Origin of the sequence: Amycolatopsis sp. NPDC005232, from assembly GCF_040607795.1 — a bacterium.
Taxonomy (GTDB): domain Bacteria; phylum Actinomycetota; class Actinomycetes; order Mycobacteriales; family Pseudonocardiaceae; genus Amycolatopsis.
Genome location: NZ_JBEXHL010000002.1, coordinates 609111 through 627508, shown reverse-complemented (window position 1 = coordinate 627508; position 18398 = coordinate 609111). Strand labels below are relative to the sequence as shown.

Below are 18398 nucleotides of genomic sequence, written 5' to 3'. Positions count from 1 at the left end.
TCAGTCGAGCCGGCGGGCGCTGCCCACCAGCCGGGCGAAAGCCGTCGAATGGCCGGACAGCTCGGCGAAGGTGCCGAGGTCGGCGATGCGGCCGTGCTCCAGCACGGCGATCCGATCGGCCGAGCGGATGGTGGAGAGCCGGTGGGCCACCACCACCCGGGTCAGCCGCAGGTCGTCGACCGCGCGCCGCACCCGCTCCTGCGCGGCGGCGTCGAGTGCGCTCGTGGCCTCGTCGAGCAGCAGCACGGCAGGCCGTTTGGCCAGGGCGCGGGCCAGCAGCAGGCGTTGCACCTGGCCGCCGGACAGGCCGCTTTCCCCGTCGGTGACCTGCGTGTGCAGGCCCATCGGCAGGGCCGCGACGACGTCCCAGAGCTGCGCCTGCTCGGCCGCCCGCTGCGCGAGGTCGAGATCCACCTCGTCCGCCGCACCGCAGATGACCTCGGCGAGCGTGCCGCGCATGAGCTTCGCGTCCTGTGCGACGTAACCGATCCGCGTGCGCAGCTCGTCGACGTCGCAGGTGTTCACGTCCACGCCGTCGACCAGCACGCTGCCGCGCTCGGTCCGGTCGAGGCCGAGCATGAGGCGCAGCAGGGTCGACTTCCCCGCGCCCGACGCGCCGATCAACGCCACGAACTCCCCCGGCTCGATGCGCAGGGAGATGTCCGTGAGCAGGTCACGGGTCTGGCCGGGGTAGCGGAAGCTCACGTCGCACAGCTCCACCGCACCGCGCGCGGCCGGCAACGGGGTCGGGCGCGCCGGCGTCTCGGGCCGCGTGGTCAGCACCGGCGCGAGACGGGCGTGCACCGGCCCGATGGCGAACAGGCCGACGAGCGCGCTCTGCAGCCGGGTGGCGGTGAGGTTGAGTGTCATCGCGACCATCACCACGGTCCACTGCCCGGTGAACCCCAGGCCCGACGCCATCGGCAGCAGCACCGCGAGCAGCGCCGGGTAGCAGGCCACGGCCAGCGCACTGGCGATTTCCGCGTACCGCAGGCCGGCGTCGTCGGACCGCTTCTGCGAGCGGAACGCCTTGCTCCACCGACCGACCACATAGGACTGCGCGCCGAACGCCCGCACGTCGTCGATGCCGAGCATCGCCGGGTACACGGCCGCCTGCACGTCGTCCACGGCGGACAGCACCTGGGTGTCGTGCCGCTGCTGGCGCACGGAAAGCCACAGCATCGCCCCGAGCACGAGCCCGAAGATCCCGACCGCCGCGACGGCCAGCCACGGGTCCAGCAGCGCCAGCAACGCGATCGCCACCAGCGCGAACACCGCGTGCAGCGCCGCCGTGAGACCGCCGCTGCCGAGCAGCCCGCGCAGCTGGCCGACCCCGCCGGAGAAGCCCATGAGCCGACGCAGCGGGTAGTCGCGGAAGAACGTCGCGGGCAGGCTCAGCAGGCGCTGCCAGATCGCCGACTCCAGGCGGTCCTGTGCTCCGTCGGTCAAGATCAGCAGCCCGCGCTCCACGACCGCGGTGGTCAGCAGCTGCAACGCGAGCAGCCCGACCAACGCGCCGGCCAGGTACGGCACGGCGTCGCGGTTGTCCGCGGCGATCGCGATCGCCAGCACCATCCCGGCCAGCGGCACGACGAACCCGAACACGGTCGCCAGCAACCCGACCACGGCACTCACCACGAGCCGGGTCCGCTGGCCGCGCACGGCGAAGGACAGCAGGTGGCGGCCGGTGCTGCCTTCGTGGGGCAGGACGGCGGTGGCCTTGCGAGGCAAGGCGGGCTCCGGCTCAGCCTGCCGGACGGCGGCGACCGGTGAAGGAACGGCAGCACTGTCGTCGAGCCGTTGCGGCCCGTCCGTCTCCGGCTTGGTCTTCCCGGCCACGGCCTGGCGCAGCGACGCCGCCGTCGCGCCCGTTTCCTCGAACCACGAGCGGGTCTTCGCAGTGGGCAAGGTGGTGGTCATCCGGCCACCTCCGCGATGTCGCGGTAGCCGCGGGAGTGGGCGAGCAGGTCGTCGTGGGTGCCGTAGACGCGCACGGCGCCGTGGTCGAGCAACACGACCGTGTCGTCGCCGCGGACTTCGGAGAGGCGGTGGGCCACGACGACCGTGGTGGTGCCGCGGGTGCGCAGGGCGGCGTCGATGCGGGCGGCCAGCGCGGTTTCGACGGCGCTGGTCGCCTCGTCGAGCACGAGGACGCGTGGGTTGCGGGCGAGCGCACGAGCCAGGGCGAGCCGCTGGCGTTCGCCACCGGAGAAGTTGCGGGCCTGCTGGCTGACCTGCGCCGCGTCGATGCCGCCGCGCAGCTCGATCATCTCGGTGAGCTGGGCGTCGTCGAGCGCGGCGGCGATGGCGTCGTCCGGCAGCGCGGTGCCGAGCTCCAGGTTCTCGCGCACGGTGCCCTCGAAGAACGCCGGCCGCTGAGGCACGTACCCGATCAGGAACGGCCGCACCGAAGGCGGCAGGTCCGCGCTGCGCCGCCCGTCGACCAGCGCCACGCCCGACCACGGCCGCACGAGCCCGGCCAGCAGCTTCGCCAGCGTCGACTTGCCGCAGCCGCTCGGGCCGACCAGCGTCATCCGGCCGCCGGGCGGCACGTCGAGGTCGAGCGAAACGAGCAGCGGCTCGGTGTTGGTGTCGTAGCCGTAGCGCAGGCCGCGCACGGTGAGCCGCCCCGGCCCGACGGCGATGGGTTCGTCCACATCGGACGGATCAGTCTCTGCGCCGGCCACGTCGTCGTACGCGGCGAAGCTGCTGCGCAGGCCGCCGATCCGGTGCAGCCCCGTGACGAGCCCGCCCGCGTGCAGCTGCCACACGCCGGCCAGCACGGCCACGGTGATCACCTCGCCGGGCGCGACCAGCGCGGTCAGCGCGAGACAGGCGGCGTACCCGAGCGCGTGCAACGCCGTGACGCCCAGCCCGATCCCGTGCTCGCCCAGCGCCGCCCGCCGTTGCGCGGCCAGGACCTTGCGCTGCGCCGAAGACCAGCGGCCGAACGCCTGGCGCCCGCTGCCCTCGGCCTTCACCGTGTCGATGGCCGACAGCACGTTGAGGGAAAGTCCGTCCCGCGCCGACTGCTCGACCATCAGCGCCGACTGCCGCTCGGTCCCGGACCGCCGGCCGAACCGCACGAACAACGCGGTCAGCACCGTGCTCCCGGCCAGCAGCGCGGCGGCCGGCGGCGCGAGCACGGCCAGCACCGTGAGCAGCCCGACGACGGCCGCCAGGCTCACCGCGACCGGCAGCACTACCGTGGTCAGCTGCTGCGCGATCGTGTCGGCGATCTGCACCCGCGCCGCGACGCCGCCCGTGAAGCGGCGGTGGAAGTAGCTGCCGGGCAACCGAAGCAGGTGCCCGACGAGTTCGGTGGAGCGCTTCAGCGAGGTGCGCAGCAACGCGGCCGAAACCAGCCGCTGCTGCGCCCAGCCCGCGAGCGCGACTCCCACGGCCACCGCGGCCAGCCACCACGTCGCCCCGGGCCCGGCGGTCGCCGTGACCAGTGACCGGGCCAGCAACGCGGCCACCACGGTCAGCCCGGCCGTGATCACCCCGGCCACCACCGCACCGAGGACCACCGGCAGCCCGGCACCCAGCCACCGCAGCGCTCGGGGCAGCACCCGCCGCGGCGCACCACTCGGCTCGAACCCGGCACCCGGCCGGAAACCCAGGTACAGCCCCGAAAACCGCTCGCGGAACTCGTCGATCGACAGCGTGTGCCGCCCGGCGGCAGGGTCGTGCAGCCGCACTTTGCCACCGCGACCGACGCGTTCCAGCACCGCGAAATGCCGGTTGTCCACGAAGACGACGCCGGGCGCGGCAAGCCCGCGCAGCGTGGCGACGTCGGCCTCAGCCCCGGACAGCCGCACGCGCTTGGCGCTCACCGTCAGCCCGAACTGCTGGCCGCGCCGGGCGAGCGTCGCGGCGCTGATGCCGTCGCGGCCACCGCCGCAGGCCTGCGAGAGGACCGGCCACGACAGGTACTTGCCGAACCCGGCGAGCAGGATGCCGAGGCAGGCCGCGCCGCAGTCGGACTCCTCGACCTGGCGGAACTCGGCTCCGGCACGAGACCGGTAGCGCGTGCTCACCAGGCACCGCTTTCCGCCAGTGCGGGCGCGAAGGTCACCGGCAGCACGCGCGGGGTCGGGAAAGCCAGCGAAGCGCGCCAGGGCAGCTCGGCCAGCGGACGGCTCGGGGTCGGCAGCCGGTCGTGCACCGCGGTCAGCAGCGACTGCGCGGTCATCGCGGCGAGCGCGCTGCCGAGGCAGTAGTAACTGCCGTGGCCGAACGCGACGTTGCCGGTCATCGGCCGGTCCCAGCGGAACTCGAGCGGCGCGTCGAACTTGCGGGGGTCGAGGTTGGCCGCGGCGAAGGCGAGGATCACGGTGTCGCCGGCCTTGAAGTCCAGCTTGCCGACGGACAGGTCGTGTGCGACCTGGCGCGAGCCGAACGCGACCGGCGTGCGCAGGCGGATGGCCTCGGCGAACACGCGGTCCCCGCACCCCGGGTCGGCGGCGAGCGCCGCGGCGACGTCGGGCTTTTCGGACAGCACGACGAGCGTGTTGGCCAGCGCTGCCGTGACGGTGTCGAGCCCGGTCATGAACAGCAGCAGCACCATGTCCACGGCTTCGTCGGCGGTGAGCTTGCCCGCCGCCTGCGCCTGGGCGAGGTGCCCGATCAGGTCTTCGGCCGGCTCGGCGCGTCGCCGGGCCAGCAGGCCGGCGACGTAGTCGCGCAGCTCGGCGAACTCGGCGGCGGTGATCGGGGTCCCCGCCTCGGGGTGCGACTCGGTGAGGAAACCGGCGGCGAGCTGGCTCATCATCCCGGTGGCCCGCGCCGTGACGAAGTCGCGGTCGGCGGGCGGCACGCCCAGCAGCACGGCGGTGACGGCGGCCGGCAACGGCGTCGCCAGCTCGGAGACGAACTCCGCCTCGCCGCGACGCAGGGGTTCGGCCAGCAGATCGGCGACGACGTCGTCGATGCGGTCGCGCAGACCGGCCAGCCGGCGGCCGGAAAACGCCCCGGTGAGCACACCGCGTAGCCGCGCGTGCTCCTCGGCGGCCCGCACCGACATGGTGCTGCCGAAGAACCGAACAAACTGTGGGTTATCTCGGTGGACCACGTCGGTGAAGACGGGGGCCGCCATGGGGAAGCCGGGGTGGGTGCACAGGCGGGTCACCAACTCGTATCCGGAAATGACCCACATTCCGTCGAAGCGCACCACCGGCGCCTGTTCCACCAACTCCGCGAAGAAATCCGGAGCCTGCATTCCGAACGGCTCCAGGCGCGCGAAGTGCCGCCACAACCGCTGGACGATTTCCGACATCCCCCAGTCCTTTCGCAAGCACGTGTTTTCCCGCACCGCGTGGTCGCCGCTCATTCATGAATCATTTTTCGACGGCGACCACGCGGCGTGGGTGGAATAGCTGACCTAACGCACCTGGGATCAGGTGGCGCAGCCGTAGGTGCCGAAGCACACCGGGCAGCCGATGCTGCCCGCCGTTCCGAAGCAGTTGCCGGCACCGGCCTCGGTGAGCTCCTCGATCACGAGCTCCTCGACCTGTGGGGCCTGCGTGGTAACGTTCTCCATGACAACCTCCCTTCAGAGGTTCGTTTCGCCGCGGATGTCCTGGGGGATTGTCAGCTCGAGCTCGCGGTGCCGACCGTGCCCGCCGAGCTCGGGCACCCCGCGGTGCCCACGCTGCCGAGGCAGAAGCTGCCGGCCTGCGCGTCGGAAAGCTGCTCGATGGTGAGCTCGGTCGTGGCCGGCTCGAAGATTTCCTCGTTCATTGCTTTTCCTCCCTGCTCAGTTCAGTGCGTCAGTGCGAGCTGACGGTGCCGTAGCTGCCGGCGCTGGAGGGGCAGCCGAACGTGCCGGCCGACCCGACGCACCAGCCGGCACCGGTGGCGTCGGACAGTTCTTCGACGGTCAGTTCCTCGGTGAAGTCCTGCGTTTCCATGACCGTTTTCCTCTCAGGACCAGCTGAAGGCGGTGCCGATGCACGCCGGGCAGGTGGTGGAGCTGATGGTGCCGCCGGTGTTGGTGGTACCGGCGCCGGCGACCTCGCCGAGCTCCTCCACCGTGATGTCCTCGGCGAACGCCTGCTCGACCTGGTTGTCGAACTCGTTCATCTCGGGTCTCCTCGGGTTTGTGATCAGTGGTGTGGGACTGCTCAGCCGAAGCTGGACGCCGTGCCGGCGCTGGACGGGCAGCCCGCGCTGCCGATGCAGAAGGCGGTGCCGGCCGCGGTGGTTTCCACCAGCTCCTCGACCTGCAGCTCCTCCACCGCGTCCACGGCGGTCGTGTTTTCCTGCATTCCCTTCACCTCCCTTCGAAGGTAACTGTGCTGCTGGTTACCAATCCGGCCACAGCCACGGCGGAACCTGTCACCGCATGCAGTGACGTTGCGCTGGCATCCGCCTACTTCTGGCCGGATTGGTAACTGTGAATGGAATTCACGCCTTGGGTTTGCAGGTGACAGTGCCCTGATTCCAGCCGTTGAAGCTGTACCGATACCGGTATTCCCCGCCGTCGACACCGACGTAATCCCATTTCGCCAGCTCGAAGCCGACGTACGCGTACTGCGCGCTGGGCACGCATCTCGGGGGCGCCGGGACGCTGGCTTCAGCAGTGGAAATACCGGATAAAACGGACACAACTACGATAGCGGCAACCATGACAGATCTCATCACGCAAGCCCCCCCAGGCTTTTGATTCCCCAGTTTTGTGCTATTCGCGCTGAGCGATTCGCACGGCTGTGACGCTAAACCCAATCCGGCCGTAGGTGGAGTAAAAATCACTGATGTCACCCAGGTGGAGTAGTTAGCTGACAGCTATCTTAGGCTTCCCCTAGGGTTCCCTTAAGGTAGATCAACTATGGGTGCCGGAGCGACTACTCCTCGGCTACAGCGAGTACCGCCCGCGCGGCGAGGGCTAGGGCCCGCCACCCGTCCGTGAGCGCCGCCGGCTCCGGAGCGAAGTCAGGTGAGTGGTTGGTGCCGCGGGTGCCGACGCCGAGCGTCCAGTAACACAGCGGCACAGTCCCGCCATCCGGCAGCTCGGCCAAGTGGCCGAAGTCCTCGGCCGCGGCCACGGGCGGCGTCCAGCCGACGCGGTCCGCTCCCAGCCCCGACAGGTGCGCCGCGCGCACGGCCAGCACGAGCTGCCGGTCGTTCGTGGTCGCCGGCGCCGAGCGCACCGTCACAACCTCGGGCTCCACGGGCGCGCCGGACGCGGCGGCCTCGGCACGGCACACGCGCTCGATCGCGGCCAGCGCCCGGGCCAGCGCCCCGTCGCTCGCCGCACGCACGCTCACCCCGAGCTCCACGCGGTCCGGGATCACGTTCGCCGCGTCGCCCGCGTGCACCGAGCCGACGGTGACCACGACCGGATCGGCCGGGTTCGTCTCCCGCGCAACCACAGACTGCAGGCGCACCACGAGGTGCGCGGCCAGCACGACGGGGTCCACCGCGAGGTGCGGCACGGCCGCGTGGCCACCCCGGCCGTGCACGGTGATCGCCAGCTCGGCACACGGCGCGGTGATCTGCCCCGGCGAATGGCCCACCCGACCGACCGGTCCGGGCACCGCGTGCTGGGCCAGCAACGCGTCGGGCGCGCCGAACACGTCGTGCACCCCATCGGCCACCATCGCCAGCGCGCCTTCGAGCGTCTCCTCGGCCGGCTGCCCGAGCACCACGACCCGGCCGCGCCACTGCGCGCGCGTCGCCACGAGCTCGCGGGCGGCGCCGACCACGGCGGTCAAGTGCAGGTCGTGGCCGCAGGCGTGCATGGCGGAACCGTCGGCGGCGTAGGGCAGACCAGTGCGCTCGGCGAGCGGCAACGCGTCCAGCTCGGTCCGCATCGCGACCGTCGGTCCGGCGCCGTTTTCGAACGCCGCGACCACACCGTTTCCGCCGATTCCGCTACGCACGGTGAATCCCAGTGCGGTCAACTCGCGAGCGAGCACGTCCGCCGTCCGCTTCTCCGCACCGGCCAGCTCTGGGTGCGCGTGCAGGTCCCGGTACAGTTCCAGCAGGTCGGTCACAGCCATCCCGCTTCCTCGGCGACGCGGTACGCGGCCACGCGGTTGTCCACCTGCAGCTTGGTCAGCGCGCTCGACAGGTAGTTACGCACTGTGCCCTCGGCCAGCGACAGCCGCGCGCCGATTTCGGCGGGCCGCAGCCCCGCGCCGGACAGGCGCAGCACGGCCAGCTCCCGCTCGGTCAGCGGCGTCTCCCCGACGGCCAGCGCGTCCGCGGCGATCTCCGGGTCCACGTGCCGACCGCCCGTGCAGACCTTGCGCACGGCGGTGATCAGGTCGTCCGGCGAGATGTTCTTGGTGACGAACCCGCGCACCCCGGCCCGCATCGCGCGGTGCAGGTAGCCGGGTTTTCCGTAGCTGGTGACCACGAGCAGCCCGCAGTCCAGCCCCTCGGCGCGCACGGCCTCGGCGACCTCGAGCCCGGACATCCGGGGCATGTCGATGTCCACCATCGCGCCGTCGGGGCGCTCACGGCGGATGGCTTCCAGCGCGTCGGCGCCGTTGTCCACGGCTTCCACGACGTCGATGTCCTCGGCCAGGCTGAACACCGTGCGCAGCGATTCGCGCAGCAGGGCGTGGTCCTCGGCCAGCACGATCCGCAAGGTCATGAGCTCTTCCTCGGCAGGTCAAGGGGCACGCGGGCGGTGAGCACGAAATCGCCGTCGACCTCGCCGTGCTCCAGCGTGCCGCGCACGGCGGCCAGCCGCTCGGCCAGGCCGGTGAGGCCGTGGCCGGCCCGGGTGCCGCCGGCGTGCGGACGGTCGTTGCGGATCCGCACGAGGACACACGAGGGGTCCCGCACGAACTCGACGCGGCAGTTCTCGGCGGCGCTGTGCCGCAGGATGTTGGTGCCGCCTTCGCGGATGGCCGAGCCGATCGCCTCCGCGACGGGCCCGGGCAGTCCCTCGGGCACCGGATCGGCGACCACGCGGACACCGGCGAGGCTGAGGATCGACGACGTGCCGCGCAGCTCCTCGGCCAGGCTCGGCTGGCGGTAGCCGGCGATCACCTTGCGCAGCTCGGTCACGGACCCGCCGGCCAGCTCCGCGATCTGCACCAGCTGCGCGCGGGCGGCTTCGTGGTCGGTGTCCATCAGCCGCACGCCCAGCTCGGCTTTCAGCCGCACCACCGACAGGCCACGGCCGAGCACGTCGTGCAGGTCACGGGCGAACCGCAGCCGCTCCTCGACCACCGCCATGCGGGCCAGCTCGTCGCGGTTGGCATGGACTTCGGCCGCGTAGGTCACGAGCAGCCCCATCCCCGCCAGCACCACGATCGTCACCAGCGACCGCAGCAGCACTTCGGCCACCGCGTACGCCGGCACCTGCATCAAGAGGGCGAGAGCGGCCGTGACAACGAGCACGACCAGCGGGAAGATCCAGCGCTTGAGCCCCGTGAGGCTGATCGCGGAAACACCGGCGACCAGCGAAGGCAGCGCCAGCCACGCCGGCCCGAAGGCCAGCAGCAGCGCGAACGCCAGGCTCGTGGCGATCGCCACGTCCACCACGTGCTCGCCCCGGGCGGCGGAGCGGCGCACGACCGCCCAGACGATGCGTCCGGTGCCGGCCAGCACACCTGCGCCGGCCAGCACCGCGAAGAGCACGTCGAGCACCGGGGGGTGGGTGCTCAGCCACAGGAAGAACGCCTCGACGGTGAACGCGGCGGTGGTCCCGAGGATCAGCAGCGCGACGACGCGGCCCAGTGTCCCGGGGTTCCACCGGTCCACGTCTCCTCCTGCTCAGCCCGACCGCTTCGGGTCCCACTTGAAGAAGCGCTTGCCCAGGCCGAGGGAAACGCCGATCCAGGCACACAGTAGTCCCAGGGGCATAACGCACGCCCTGAACGACTCGAGGAATCCGACCTGGTGCGGCAGCTGCGCCGTCGCCGGATTCGACGCGAAGTCGCGGCCGAGATACGCGGTGCGAAGGATTTCCACGACCGAACTCGACGGCAAGTACTGCACCGGCACCTGAAGGAAGTGTGGCATTTCGGACAGCGGGAAAACGATCCCGGACGCGAACATCATGAGGAACAGGAATGGCGTCACGATCCACGTGGACACCTCGCTGGTGGGCAGCAGACCCGACACCCCGATCGCCAGCAACGCGAACGTGAATGCCCCCAGCACCACGCCGACCAGCAGCAACAGCGGGTTTGCCGGAGCCGGCGCACCCAGGTACGTCAGCCCGAAAACGAGCAGGACGACCACCTGCGCGATGCTCGTGACCGATCCGCTCATCGCTTCGCCGGTCATGATGGCGGTGTCCGGCAATGGCGTGCCGCGAAGGCGTTTGTAAATCAGTTTCCCGCGTCGGCTGGTCGCCGAGTTTACCACGTTGTAGACGATCCAGACGAGGACGAATCCCATCATCCCGGGCAGTAGGTAGACCCCGCCGTCGACGCCGGCGATGGCGCCCTTGCCGTGCTGGCTCGCCGGCAATCCGATGCCGAGCCCGAGCGGAATGAGCACACCGGTGAGCGCGAATCCGAGATCGCGCCAGTGCACCTTCTGCGACAACAGGAATTGCGACCAGGTGTAGCGCCAGAAGCCGAGTGAACGACGAGGTCCGGCGTACGCGGGGGCGATGGCGGTCATCAGCGCTCCTTCGCGGTGGTGGCGAGGGCGGCCTCGTCGGCCACCTTGAGGAAAACGTCTTCGAGCGAGTTGCGCCGGACCTCGAGGTCCGAGATCCGCGCTCCGGCGCGGCCGGCCCAGTCGAGCAGCCGGTAGAGGTCCGCCTGTGGATCTGTGCTGCTCAGCTCGTAGTGGCGGCCGTCCTCCGACACCCCGGCCAGCTCGACCGGCACCGCCACCTCACTGACGAACGTGACCGTCGACCCGTGGTCCGCGCCGATCACCTCGTCCACGGACCCGTGCCGCATGATCCGCCCGCGGTCCATGATCGCGACGCGGTTCGCGAGGTACTGCGCCTCTTCCATGTAGTGCGTGGTCAGCAGGATCGCCATGCCGCCCGCGACCATGTTCTCCAGCACGTGCCACGTCCGCCGCCGCGCCTGCGGATCCAACCCCGTCGTCGGCTCGTCCAGGAACAGCAACTCCGGCCGCCCCAGCACCGCCAACGCCAGATCCAGCCGCCGCCGCTCCCCACCCGACAACTTCCCGACCCGCGTCTGGCGCACCTTGTCCAGGTCCACCAACTCAACGGCCTCGTCCACGGTCATCGCATCCGCCGTGAACCTCCGCCACGCCCGAATGGACTCGACCACCGTCAGATCGTCGAAAAACCCCGCCTCCTGCAACATGATCCCCACCCGCGGCGCCACCTTCTCGCGCTCACTGGCCGGATCCACCCCAAACACCCGCACACTGCCGGCGCTGGGCCTCCGATACCCCTCCAACACATCCATCGTCGACGTCTTGCCCGCACCGTTCGTCCCCAGCAACCCGAAGACCTCACCGGCCCGCACCGTGAAACTCAACCCGTGAACCGCGACAAAGGACCCGTACTCGACCCTCAGCCCATCCACCTCGACAACCACATCCCTACCCATGCCCCCACCCTGGCCGCCCCCGCGCCCAGCCCCCCAGACCCACACCTCACCAAGCCAGCGTGCGTTCCCCACCCCAGAAAGATGACAAACATCATTTCCCCAGCTCAGGGCAACGGTCTGGACCACACCGGGTCAGCACCAACCGCACCGCAGGGGCGGCTGGCTCCCACGCACGAAGCCCACCAGTGGCACCGTGGGGGTTCCCGGGGGCTCCCACGCACGAAGCCCACCAGTAGCACCGTGGGGGTCCGGGGGCTCCCACGCAGGAAGCGCCACCAGTAGCACCGTGGGGGTCCGGGGGCTCCCACGCAGGAAGCGCCACCAGTAGCACCGTGGGGGTCCGGGGGCTCCCACGCAGGAAGCGCCACCAGTGGCACCGTGGGGGTCCGGGGGCTCGGCCCCCGGGAAACATGACGACCGACAAACGGGAGAAGCCCCCAGTCGCGCTAGCGGCTGAGGGCTTCGACCAAAGTGGGCGAGGAGGGAGTTGAACCCTCACGTCCTTTCGGACACACGGACCTGAACCGTGCGCGTCTGCCATTCCGCCACTCGCCCGAGTTGCTTCTCTCTGACAGCCAGCAAAGCGTAGCAGGGGGTTTTCACAGGTTTCAGCGGGGGTCGTGTCGAGGCTTCCTCTCCCGGATAGGATCGGAGCGGAAGCACACGTGCGAGGAGGTCACCCCAGGTGGGTCGGGTAGAGCGCTTCGACAGGCGTCTCGAGAACCTCGTGGGGAACACCTTCGCGCGCATGTTCGGTGGCAACGTCGTCACGCAGGAAGTGGCGGTGGCGCTCGAGCGGGAAGGCGAGGAAAACGTTCGTGAGCTGGCAGGAGGTCGGCAGCTCGCCCCGAATCACTACATCGTGTCCTTGGGGCAGGCTGACCACGATCGGATGGCCGGTGACGAGCAGCGGGTCACTGCGGTTCTCGCACAAGCTGTGGGCGAACACCTCGCCGAGCACGGCTGGGAGACCTATGGTGACGTCGTCGTATCACTCGAGCGCAACGAGGCGCTGCATACTGGACAGTTCAAGACCCGTTCGTCCGTCGATCCCGACGCCCACGCGAGTGGACCCGGTGGCTCGTCACGGTCGGCACGACCCAGCAACGCAGGAGACCCAGCAATGAGCCAGCCCCCCGGATACGGCCAATACGACCAGGGTGACCCGTACGGCCAGCAGGGCCAGTACGGCTACGGACAGCAGGGTGGCCAGCAGCCCGGGTACGACCAGGGCTATGGCCAGCAGGGCGGTTACGAGCAGCAGGGTTACGGCCAGCAGCCCGGCTACGACCAGTACGGCCAGCCCCAGCAGGGCGGCGGTGCCGCTCAGCCCGGCTACGAACAGGGTGGCCAGCAGCCCGGCTACGACCAGGGCTACCAGCAGGGTGGTTACGACCAGGGTTACGGCCAGCCCCAGCAGGGCGGCTACGACCAGTACGGCCAGCCGCAGCAGGGTGGCGCCTACGGCCAGCCCCAGCAGGGCGGTTACGACCAGGGCTACGGCCAGCCCCAGCAGGGCGGCTACGACCAGTACGGCCAGCCCCAGCAGGGTGGCGGCTACGGCCAGGCGCCGGCGGCGGACCCGTACGCCCAGCAGCAGCCCGGTTACGGCCAGGCACCGGCCGACCCGTACGCCCAGCAGCAGCCCGGCTACGGCCAGCCCGCTCCCGCGGCCGGCCGCGCGCTCGCAGCGAGCCTCCAGCTGGACGACGGCTCGAACCGGACGTACTCGCTGAAGCAGGGCGGGAACGTCGTGGGCCGCGGCCAGGACGCCGACTTCCGCCTGCCCGACACGGGGGTGTCGCGCCGGCACCTGGAGATCACCTGGGACGGCCAGAGCGCCACGCTCGCCGACATCGGGTCCACCAACGGCACGACCGTGAACGGGACTCCGGTGCAGACGTGGCAGCTGGCCGACGGGGACGTCATCCGGGTGGGTCACTCTTCGTTGGTGTTCCGAACCCAGGGCTGACCAGAGGCCGGTAACGGGGTTCCCGCAGAATTGTCTTGCGGGGGGATCCGCGGTGCGCGCGCGCCGCGGCTTGCAGGCAGAGTCGGGAGCGGACACAACAAGTGCCAGAGCTGGTCGTTCAACTCACCAGAGTGGGCTTTCTCGTGCTGCTCTGGCTCTTCGTGTTCGCCGCCCTGCGGGTCGTCCGTTCTGATCTCTACGCCGCGTCCGGCCTGCGGGTGCAGGTTCCCTCGTTCCGGCGGAACAAGGAGAAGAAGCCGCGGGGCAGCAAGGCCCCGCAGCAGCTCCTGGTGACCCACGGGGCGCTGGCGGGTACCCGCATCGCGCTCGACGGCCGGCCGATCCTGATCGGCCGCGCCGACGACTCGACGCTGGTGCTCGACGACGACTACGCGTCGACCCGCCACGCCCGCATCGCCCTGCGCGGGGAGGACTGGTACGTGGAAGATCTGGGCTCGACGAACGGGACTTACCTCGACCGGGCTAAGGTCACTGCACCCCTCCGGGTCCCGCTCGGAGTCCCCATCCGGATCGGCAAGACGGTGATCGAGCTTCGCCCATGACTCTCGTCCTCCGCTACGCGGCCCGCAGCGACCGGGGCCTGGTTCGTTCGAACAACCAGGACTCTGTGTACGCCGGCCCTCGCCTCCTCGCGCTCGCCGACGGTATGGGCGGCCACGCGGCCGGTGAGGTGGCCAGCAAGGTCGTCATCGCCTCACTCGCCCCACTCGACGACGACGAGCCGGGCGACGACCTGCTCGGTCAGCTCCGCGAGGCCGTGACCAACGGCAACGCGGCCATCGCCGAGCTCGTCTCCCAGGATCCCGATCTCGACGGCATGGGCACCACGCTCACCGCCGTGCTCTTCGCGGGCAACCGCCTGGGGCTCGCGCACGTCGGCGACTCCCGCGCGTACCTGTTGCGCGGAAGCCAGTTCGCACAGATCACCCGCGACGACAGCTTCGTCAACGAGCTGCTGGAGCAGGGCCGCATCACGGCCGAGGAGGCCGCGGTGCACCCGCAGCGTTCGCTGCTGCTCAAGGCGCTCACCGGGCACGAGGTCGAGCCGAGCCTCACCGTGCGCGAAGCGCGTCCCGGTGACCGGTACCTCATCTGTTCCGACGGTCTGTCCGGCATGGTCTCCGACGAGACGATGTCCGAGGCCATCCGCATCCCGGACCCGCAGGACTGCGCGGACCGGATGATCGAGCTCGCCCTCAAGGGCGGCGGCACGGACAACGTCACCGTGATCATCGCCGACGTGGTCGACGTCGACTTCGGTGACGACGCCCCGATCGTGGGCGGCGCCGCCGGCGACGGCAGCGACGAGCAGCACCAGGGCGACTCGCCGGCCGCGCGGGCCCGGGCGCTCACGCAGCCGCCCCCTCAGCCGCGGCCCGAGCCGCAGGCGTTCGAGGAGGACCCGAAGGCCAAGCGCCGCAAGCGGTTCCGCTGGCTCGTCGGCGCCGTCGTGGTGCTGATCGTGCTGGCCGCGGCCGCGATCGCGACCCGCTACTTCGTGCTCAGCCAGTACTACGTGGGCGAGGGTCCCGACCAGGAGGTCGTGATCTACCGCGGGGTGCCGGGCAGCATCCTGGGCATCCAGCTGCACTCCTTCGAGCAGGGCTCGTGCCCGCCGGGGACATTGTGCACCGACAAGCTGCGCGTGCCGGCTCTGCAGGAGGACGCGCGCATCGCCGTGCAGAACGGCGTGAAGCGCGACAGCCTCGACGACGCCCGCACGTACATCGACGACTTCCTGCGCCTGCGCAAGCAGCTGACCGACTGCCCGCCGGTCACCCCCGGCACCACTTCCGGCGTGCCGACGGCTCCCGGCGGTCCGCCGGCGTCGTCGAGCAGCGCTGTTCCGCCGCCTTCGAGCGGCGTGTCTTCGTCGGCGAACCAGCCTGCGGGGAGGGACTGCTCGACGTCGAGTACGGCGCCGACAGGAGGCGGTAACTGATGGGTCAGCCCCTGGCCGACCCGTTGTCGGCGCAGTTCGCGACCAATCCGCCCCGGGAGCTGCCCAAGCGCCGGGGCACCGAGCTGTTGCTGCTGGCGTTCGCCGCGTTCATCGTCACCCTCGCGCTCGTACTCGTGGAGGCCAACCAGGAGCAGGAGCTGACGCTCTCGATCCTGTGGCTCGGCCTCTCCTACCTCGGTGTCCTGACCGCCGCGCACCTCGCCGTGCGACGGTGGGCGCCGTACGCCGACCCGGTGCTGCTGCCGTGTGTCGCGCTGCTGAACGGCATCGGACTGGTGATGATCCACCGGCTCGACCTGGCAGAGGCGGAGCAAGCCGCGCAGAGGGGCAGCGAGTACAGCCCCGAAGTGACCAAGCAGGTGCTGTTCACGGTCATCTCGCTGGCGCTGTTCGTGGTCGTGCTGGTCGTGGTCAACGACCACCGCACCCTCACGCGCTACGGCTACACGTTCGGTCTGATCGGTATCGCCGCGCTGGCGCTGCCCGCGGTGCTGCCGTCGAGCCTGTCCGAGGTCAACGGCGCGAAGGTCTGGCTCAAGCTGCCGTTCTTCTCGATCCAGCCCGGTGAGTTCGCGAAGATCCTGCTGATGATCTTCTTCGCGTCGTTCCTGGTTTCCAAACGCGACTTGTTCATGGTGGCGGGCAAGAAGGTCCTCGGCGTGGAGCTGCCGCGCGCCCGCGACCTGGGCCCGATCCTCATCGCGGCCGCGGCGAGCATCGGCATCCTGGTGTTCGAGAAGGACCTCGGCACGTCGCTGCTGTACTTCAGCATCATCCTGGTGATGCTCTACGTCGCGACCGAGCGCGTGATCTGGGTCGTCGTCGGGCTCACGTTCTTCATCGGCGGCTGCATCATCGCCTACAACCTCTTCACCCACGTGCAGCAGCGCGTGGAGAACTGGCTCAACCCGCTGGGCCCGCGCTACGACGAACTCGGCGGCTCCTACCAGCTCGCGCAGGGCCTGTTCGGCCTCGGCACGGGCGGGGTCGGCGGCACGGGCCTCGGCGCCGGCCGGCCGGACATCGTGCCCGCCGCGGGCACCGACTTCATCACCGCGTCGATCGGCGAGGAGCTGGGCTTCATCGGCCTGGCCGCCGTGCTGATGCTGTACCTGCTGATCGCGATGCGCGGCATGCGCAGCGCGCTGGCCGTGCGCGACACGTTCGGCAAGCTGCTCGGCGGCGGGCTCGCGTTCACGATGGTGATGCAGATCTTCGTGGTCGTCGGCGGCGTCACGGCGCTGATCCCGGAAACCGGTATCACGGCGCCGTTCCTGTCCCAGGGTGGTTCGTCGCTGCTCGCGAACTACATCCTCATCGCGTTGCTGCTGCGCATCTCCGACGCCGCGCGCAAGCCGGCCAAGCGCGCGAAACCGCAGCAGCCCCAGGCCCCGATCGCCGAGGCGCACACCGTGCTGGTGCAGCGCCCGCCGGCCGGCGGCAGCCCGAACGGTGACGGGAGGACCGCGTGAACACTCCCCTGCGCAAGGTCGGCATGGCGATGCTCGTGATGATCGTCCTGCTGCTCGCGAACGACACCTACATCCAGGTCGTGAAGGCCGACGACTACCGCACCGACCCACGCAACCAGCGCGTGCTCTACGACGAGTACTCGCGCCAGCGCGGTCAGATCGTCACACCGGACGGCGTGGTACTGGCCGGCGTGAAGGCCTCCAGCGACAAGTTCAAGTTCACGCGCACCTACACCGACGGCCCGATGTACGCGCCGGTGACCGGGTTCTACTCGATCAACTACGGCGCCGGCGGCCTCGAGCGCGCCGAGGACGACGTGCTCAACGGCTCCGACCCGCGGCTGTTCGTGCGCCGCCTCTCGGACATGGTCACCGGGCGCGACCCGCGCGGCGGCAACGTGAAGCTCACGATCGACCCGAAGGTCCAGAAGGCCGCGTACGACCTGATGACCCAGCACGGCTACACCGGCGCCGTGGTGGCGATGGAGCCGAAGACGGGCCGGATCCTCGCGATGGTGTCCACGCCGTCGTACGACCCGAACGCGCTGGCGTCGCACGGCAAGGACCAGAACACCGCCTGGACGAACTACTCCAAGGACCCGAAGAACCCGATGCTGAACCGGGCGATCTCGGAGACCTACCCGCCGGGGTCCACGTTCAAGCTGGTCACCGCGTCAGCGGCGCTGGAGGCCGGCATCGGCCCCGACACCGTGATCAACACCGCGCCCAACGTGAAGCTGCCGGGCACCAATACCACGCTCGAGAACTACGCCGGTGAGACCTGTCCCGGCAACACGTTCAAGGACGCGCTGGCGCACTCGTGCAACGTGCCGTTCGCGACGTTCGCGGGCCAGCTCGGCGCCGACAAGATGAAGGCGACGGCCGCCAACTTCGGCATCGGCCAGACCGACCTCACCGTGCCGATGAAGGTGGCCGCGTCCACCGTCGGCGCGCTCGACTCGCAGGGCGCGCTGTACCAGAGCGGCATCGGCCAGCGCGACGTTCGGCTCACGCCGCTGCAGGACTGCCTGCTCGCCGCGACCGTCGCCAACGGCGGCATGGCGATGAAGCCGGAACTCGTGCAGTCGATCCTCGCGCCGGACCTCTCGACGATCGAGGACACCGACCCGGAGCAGCTCACCGGCACGCCGGCGCTCTCGCCGGCGAACGACCAGATCCTCACGCAGATGATGATCGCGTCGGAGGGCTTCACCGCGGGCAAGGGCAAGGACCCGGCGCTGAAGATCGCGTCGAAGACCGGCACCGCCGAGCACGGCACCGACTCGAAGAACACCCCGCCGCACGCGTGGTACACCGCGTTCGCGCCCTCGGACAACCCGCAGATCGCCGTGTCGGTCATCGTCGAGAACGGTGGCAACCGCGGGCTCGCCGCGACCGGTGGCTCCGTCGCCGCCGAGATCGGCCGCGCCGCCATCGCCGCGCGTCTCGGGGGTGGGTAGCCG

Annotated in this window: 18 protein-coding genes and 1 tRNA gene; 5 read left to right on the top strand and 14 right to left on the bottom strand. The window is 70.4% G+C overall.

Going from position 1 to position 18398, the window contains the following annotated elements:
* The 14 genes from ABZU76_RS06755 to ABZU76_RS06690 all read right to left on the bottom strand — a co-directional run bounded on the left by ABZU76_RS06755 (position 1) and on the right by ABZU76_RS06690 (position 12062).
* Entirely contained in the window at positions 1–1920 is a 1920-nt protein-coding gene (locus tag ABZU76_RS06755; RefSeq protein WP_354865742.1) for an ATP-binding cassette domain-containing protein, read from the bottom strand.
* Positions 1917–4040 carry an ATP-binding cassette domain-containing protein gene (locus ABZU76_RS06750; protein ID WP_354865740.1) on the bottom strand — a complete coding sequence of 708 codons (2124 nt, stop codon included), beginning with the start codon at positions 4038–4040 and terminating at the stop codon, positions 1917–1919. Before ABZU76_RS06750 ends, ABZU76_RS06755 begins: the two co-directional genes overlap by 4 nt.
* The gene (locus tag ABZU76_RS06745; protein ID WP_354865738.1) at positions 4037–5278 is read right to left on the bottom strand and encodes a cytochrome P450; all 1242 of its coding nucleotides are present in this window, start codon (positions 5276–5278) and stop codon (positions 4037–4039) included. Before ABZU76_RS06745 ends, ABZU76_RS06750 begins: the two co-directional genes overlap by 4 nt.
* Positions 5279–5398: 120 nt before the next feature.
* Positions 5399–5542, bottom strand: coding sequence for a hypothetical protein (locus ABZU76_RS06740; RefSeq protein ID WP_354865736.1), 144 nt, complete (start codon positions 5540–5542; stop codon positions 5399–5401).
* A gap of 50 nt (positions 5543–5592) precedes the next feature.
* Entirely contained in the window at positions 5593–5742 is a 150-nt protein-coding gene (locus tag ABZU76_RS06735) for a thiocillin family RiPP (RefSeq protein ID WP_220245459.1), read from the bottom strand.
* 29 nt (positions 5743–5771) lie between these two features.
* The gene (locus ABZU76_RS06730) at positions 5772–5912 is read right to left on the bottom strand and encodes a thiocillin family RiPP (RefSeq protein ID WP_354865734.1); all 141 of its coding nucleotides are present in this window, start codon (positions 5910–5912) and stop codon (positions 5772–5774) included.
* A 13-nt stretch (positions 5913–5925) separates the two neighbouring features.
* Positions 5926–6084, bottom strand: a complete 159-nt coding sequence (locus ABZU76_RS06725) for a RiPP peptide (protein WP_285971290.1) — start codon at positions 6082–6084, stop codon at positions 5926–5928.
* A 41-nt stretch (positions 6085–6125) separates the two neighbouring features.
* A complete protein-coding gene (locus ABZU76_RS06720; RefSeq protein ID WP_220245456.1) occupies positions 6126–6269 on the bottom strand; it encodes a thiocillin family RiPP in 144 nt (47 codons plus the stop codon).
* Positions 6270–6845: 576 nt separating this feature from the next.
* Positions 6846–8003: an amidohydrolase gene (locus ABZU76_RS06715; RefSeq protein ID WP_354865731.1), complete on the bottom strand. Its 1158-nt coding sequence runs from the start codon at positions 8001–8003 to the stop codon at positions 6846–6848.
* Positions 7994–8602 (bottom strand): response regulator transcription factor, encoded by a 609-nt coding sequence (locus ABZU76_RS06710; protein ID WP_354865729.1) that lies wholly within the window; start codon positions 8600–8602, stop codon positions 7994–7996. The genes ABZU76_RS06715 and ABZU76_RS06710 overlap by 10 nt, the downstream gene beginning before the upstream one ends.
* Positions 8599–9720, bottom strand: a complete 1122-nt coding sequence (locus tag ABZU76_RS06705; RefSeq protein ID WP_354865727.1) for a histidine kinase — start codon at positions 9718–9720, stop codon at positions 8599–8601. The genes ABZU76_RS06710 and ABZU76_RS06705 overlap by 4 nt, the downstream gene beginning before the upstream one ends.
* A gap of 12 nt (positions 9721–9732) precedes the next feature.
* A complete protein-coding gene (locus ABZU76_RS06700; protein WP_220245451.1) occupies positions 9733–10590 on the bottom strand; it encodes an ABC transporter permease in 858 nt (285 codons plus the stop codon).
* Complete coding sequence (locus ABZU76_RS06695; RefSeq protein WP_354865725.1) at positions 10590–11507, bottom strand: ABC transporter ATP-binding protein; 918 nt, start codon at positions 11505–11507, stop codon at positions 10590–10592. The genes ABZU76_RS06700 and ABZU76_RS06695 overlap by 1 nt, the downstream gene beginning before the upstream one ends.
* Positions 11508–11979: 472 nt before the next feature.
* Positions 11980–12062, bottom strand: a tRNA-Leu gene (locus tag ABZU76_RS06690).
* A 130-nt stretch (positions 12063–12192) separates the two neighbouring features.
* Here ABZU76_RS06690 and ABZU76_RS06685 point away from each other — a divergent pair.
* The 5 genes from ABZU76_RS06685 to ABZU76_RS06665 all read left to right on the top strand — a co-directional run bounded on the left by ABZU76_RS06685 (position 12193) and on the right by ABZU76_RS06665 (position 18395).
* Positions 12193–13479: a DUF3662 and FHA domain-containing protein gene (locus ABZU76_RS06685; protein ID WP_220245449.1), complete on the top strand. Its 1287-nt coding sequence runs from the start codon at positions 12193–12195 to the stop codon at positions 13477–13479.
* 101 nt (positions 13480–13580) lie between these two features.
* The gene (locus ABZU76_RS06680; RefSeq protein ID WP_037718919.1) at positions 13581–14042 is read left to right on the top strand and encodes an FHA domain-containing protein; all 462 of its coding nucleotides are present in this window, start codon (positions 13581–13583) and stop codon (positions 14040–14042) included.
* Complete coding sequence (locus ABZU76_RS06675) at positions 14039–15442, top strand: PP2C family serine/threonine-protein phosphatase (protein WP_354865723.1); 1404 nt, start codon at positions 14039–14041, stop codon at positions 15440–15442. Before ABZU76_RS06680 ends, ABZU76_RS06675 begins: the two co-directional genes overlap by 4 nt.
* Complete coding sequence (locus ABZU76_RS06670) at positions 15442–16935, top strand: FtsW/RodA/SpoVE family cell cycle protein (protein WP_354865721.1); 1494 nt, start codon at positions 15442–15444, stop codon at positions 16933–16935. The genes ABZU76_RS06675 and ABZU76_RS06670 overlap by 1 nt, the downstream gene beginning before the upstream one ends.
* Positions 16932–18395 carry a penicillin-binding transpeptidase domain-containing protein gene (locus ABZU76_RS06665; protein ID WP_354865719.1) on the top strand — a complete coding sequence of 488 codons (1464 nt, stop codon included), beginning with the start codon at positions 16932–16934 and terminating at the stop codon, positions 18393–18395. The genes ABZU76_RS06670 and ABZU76_RS06665 overlap by 4 nt, the downstream gene beginning before the upstream one ends.
* The last annotated feature ends 3 nt before the right edge of the window (positions 18396–18398 follow it).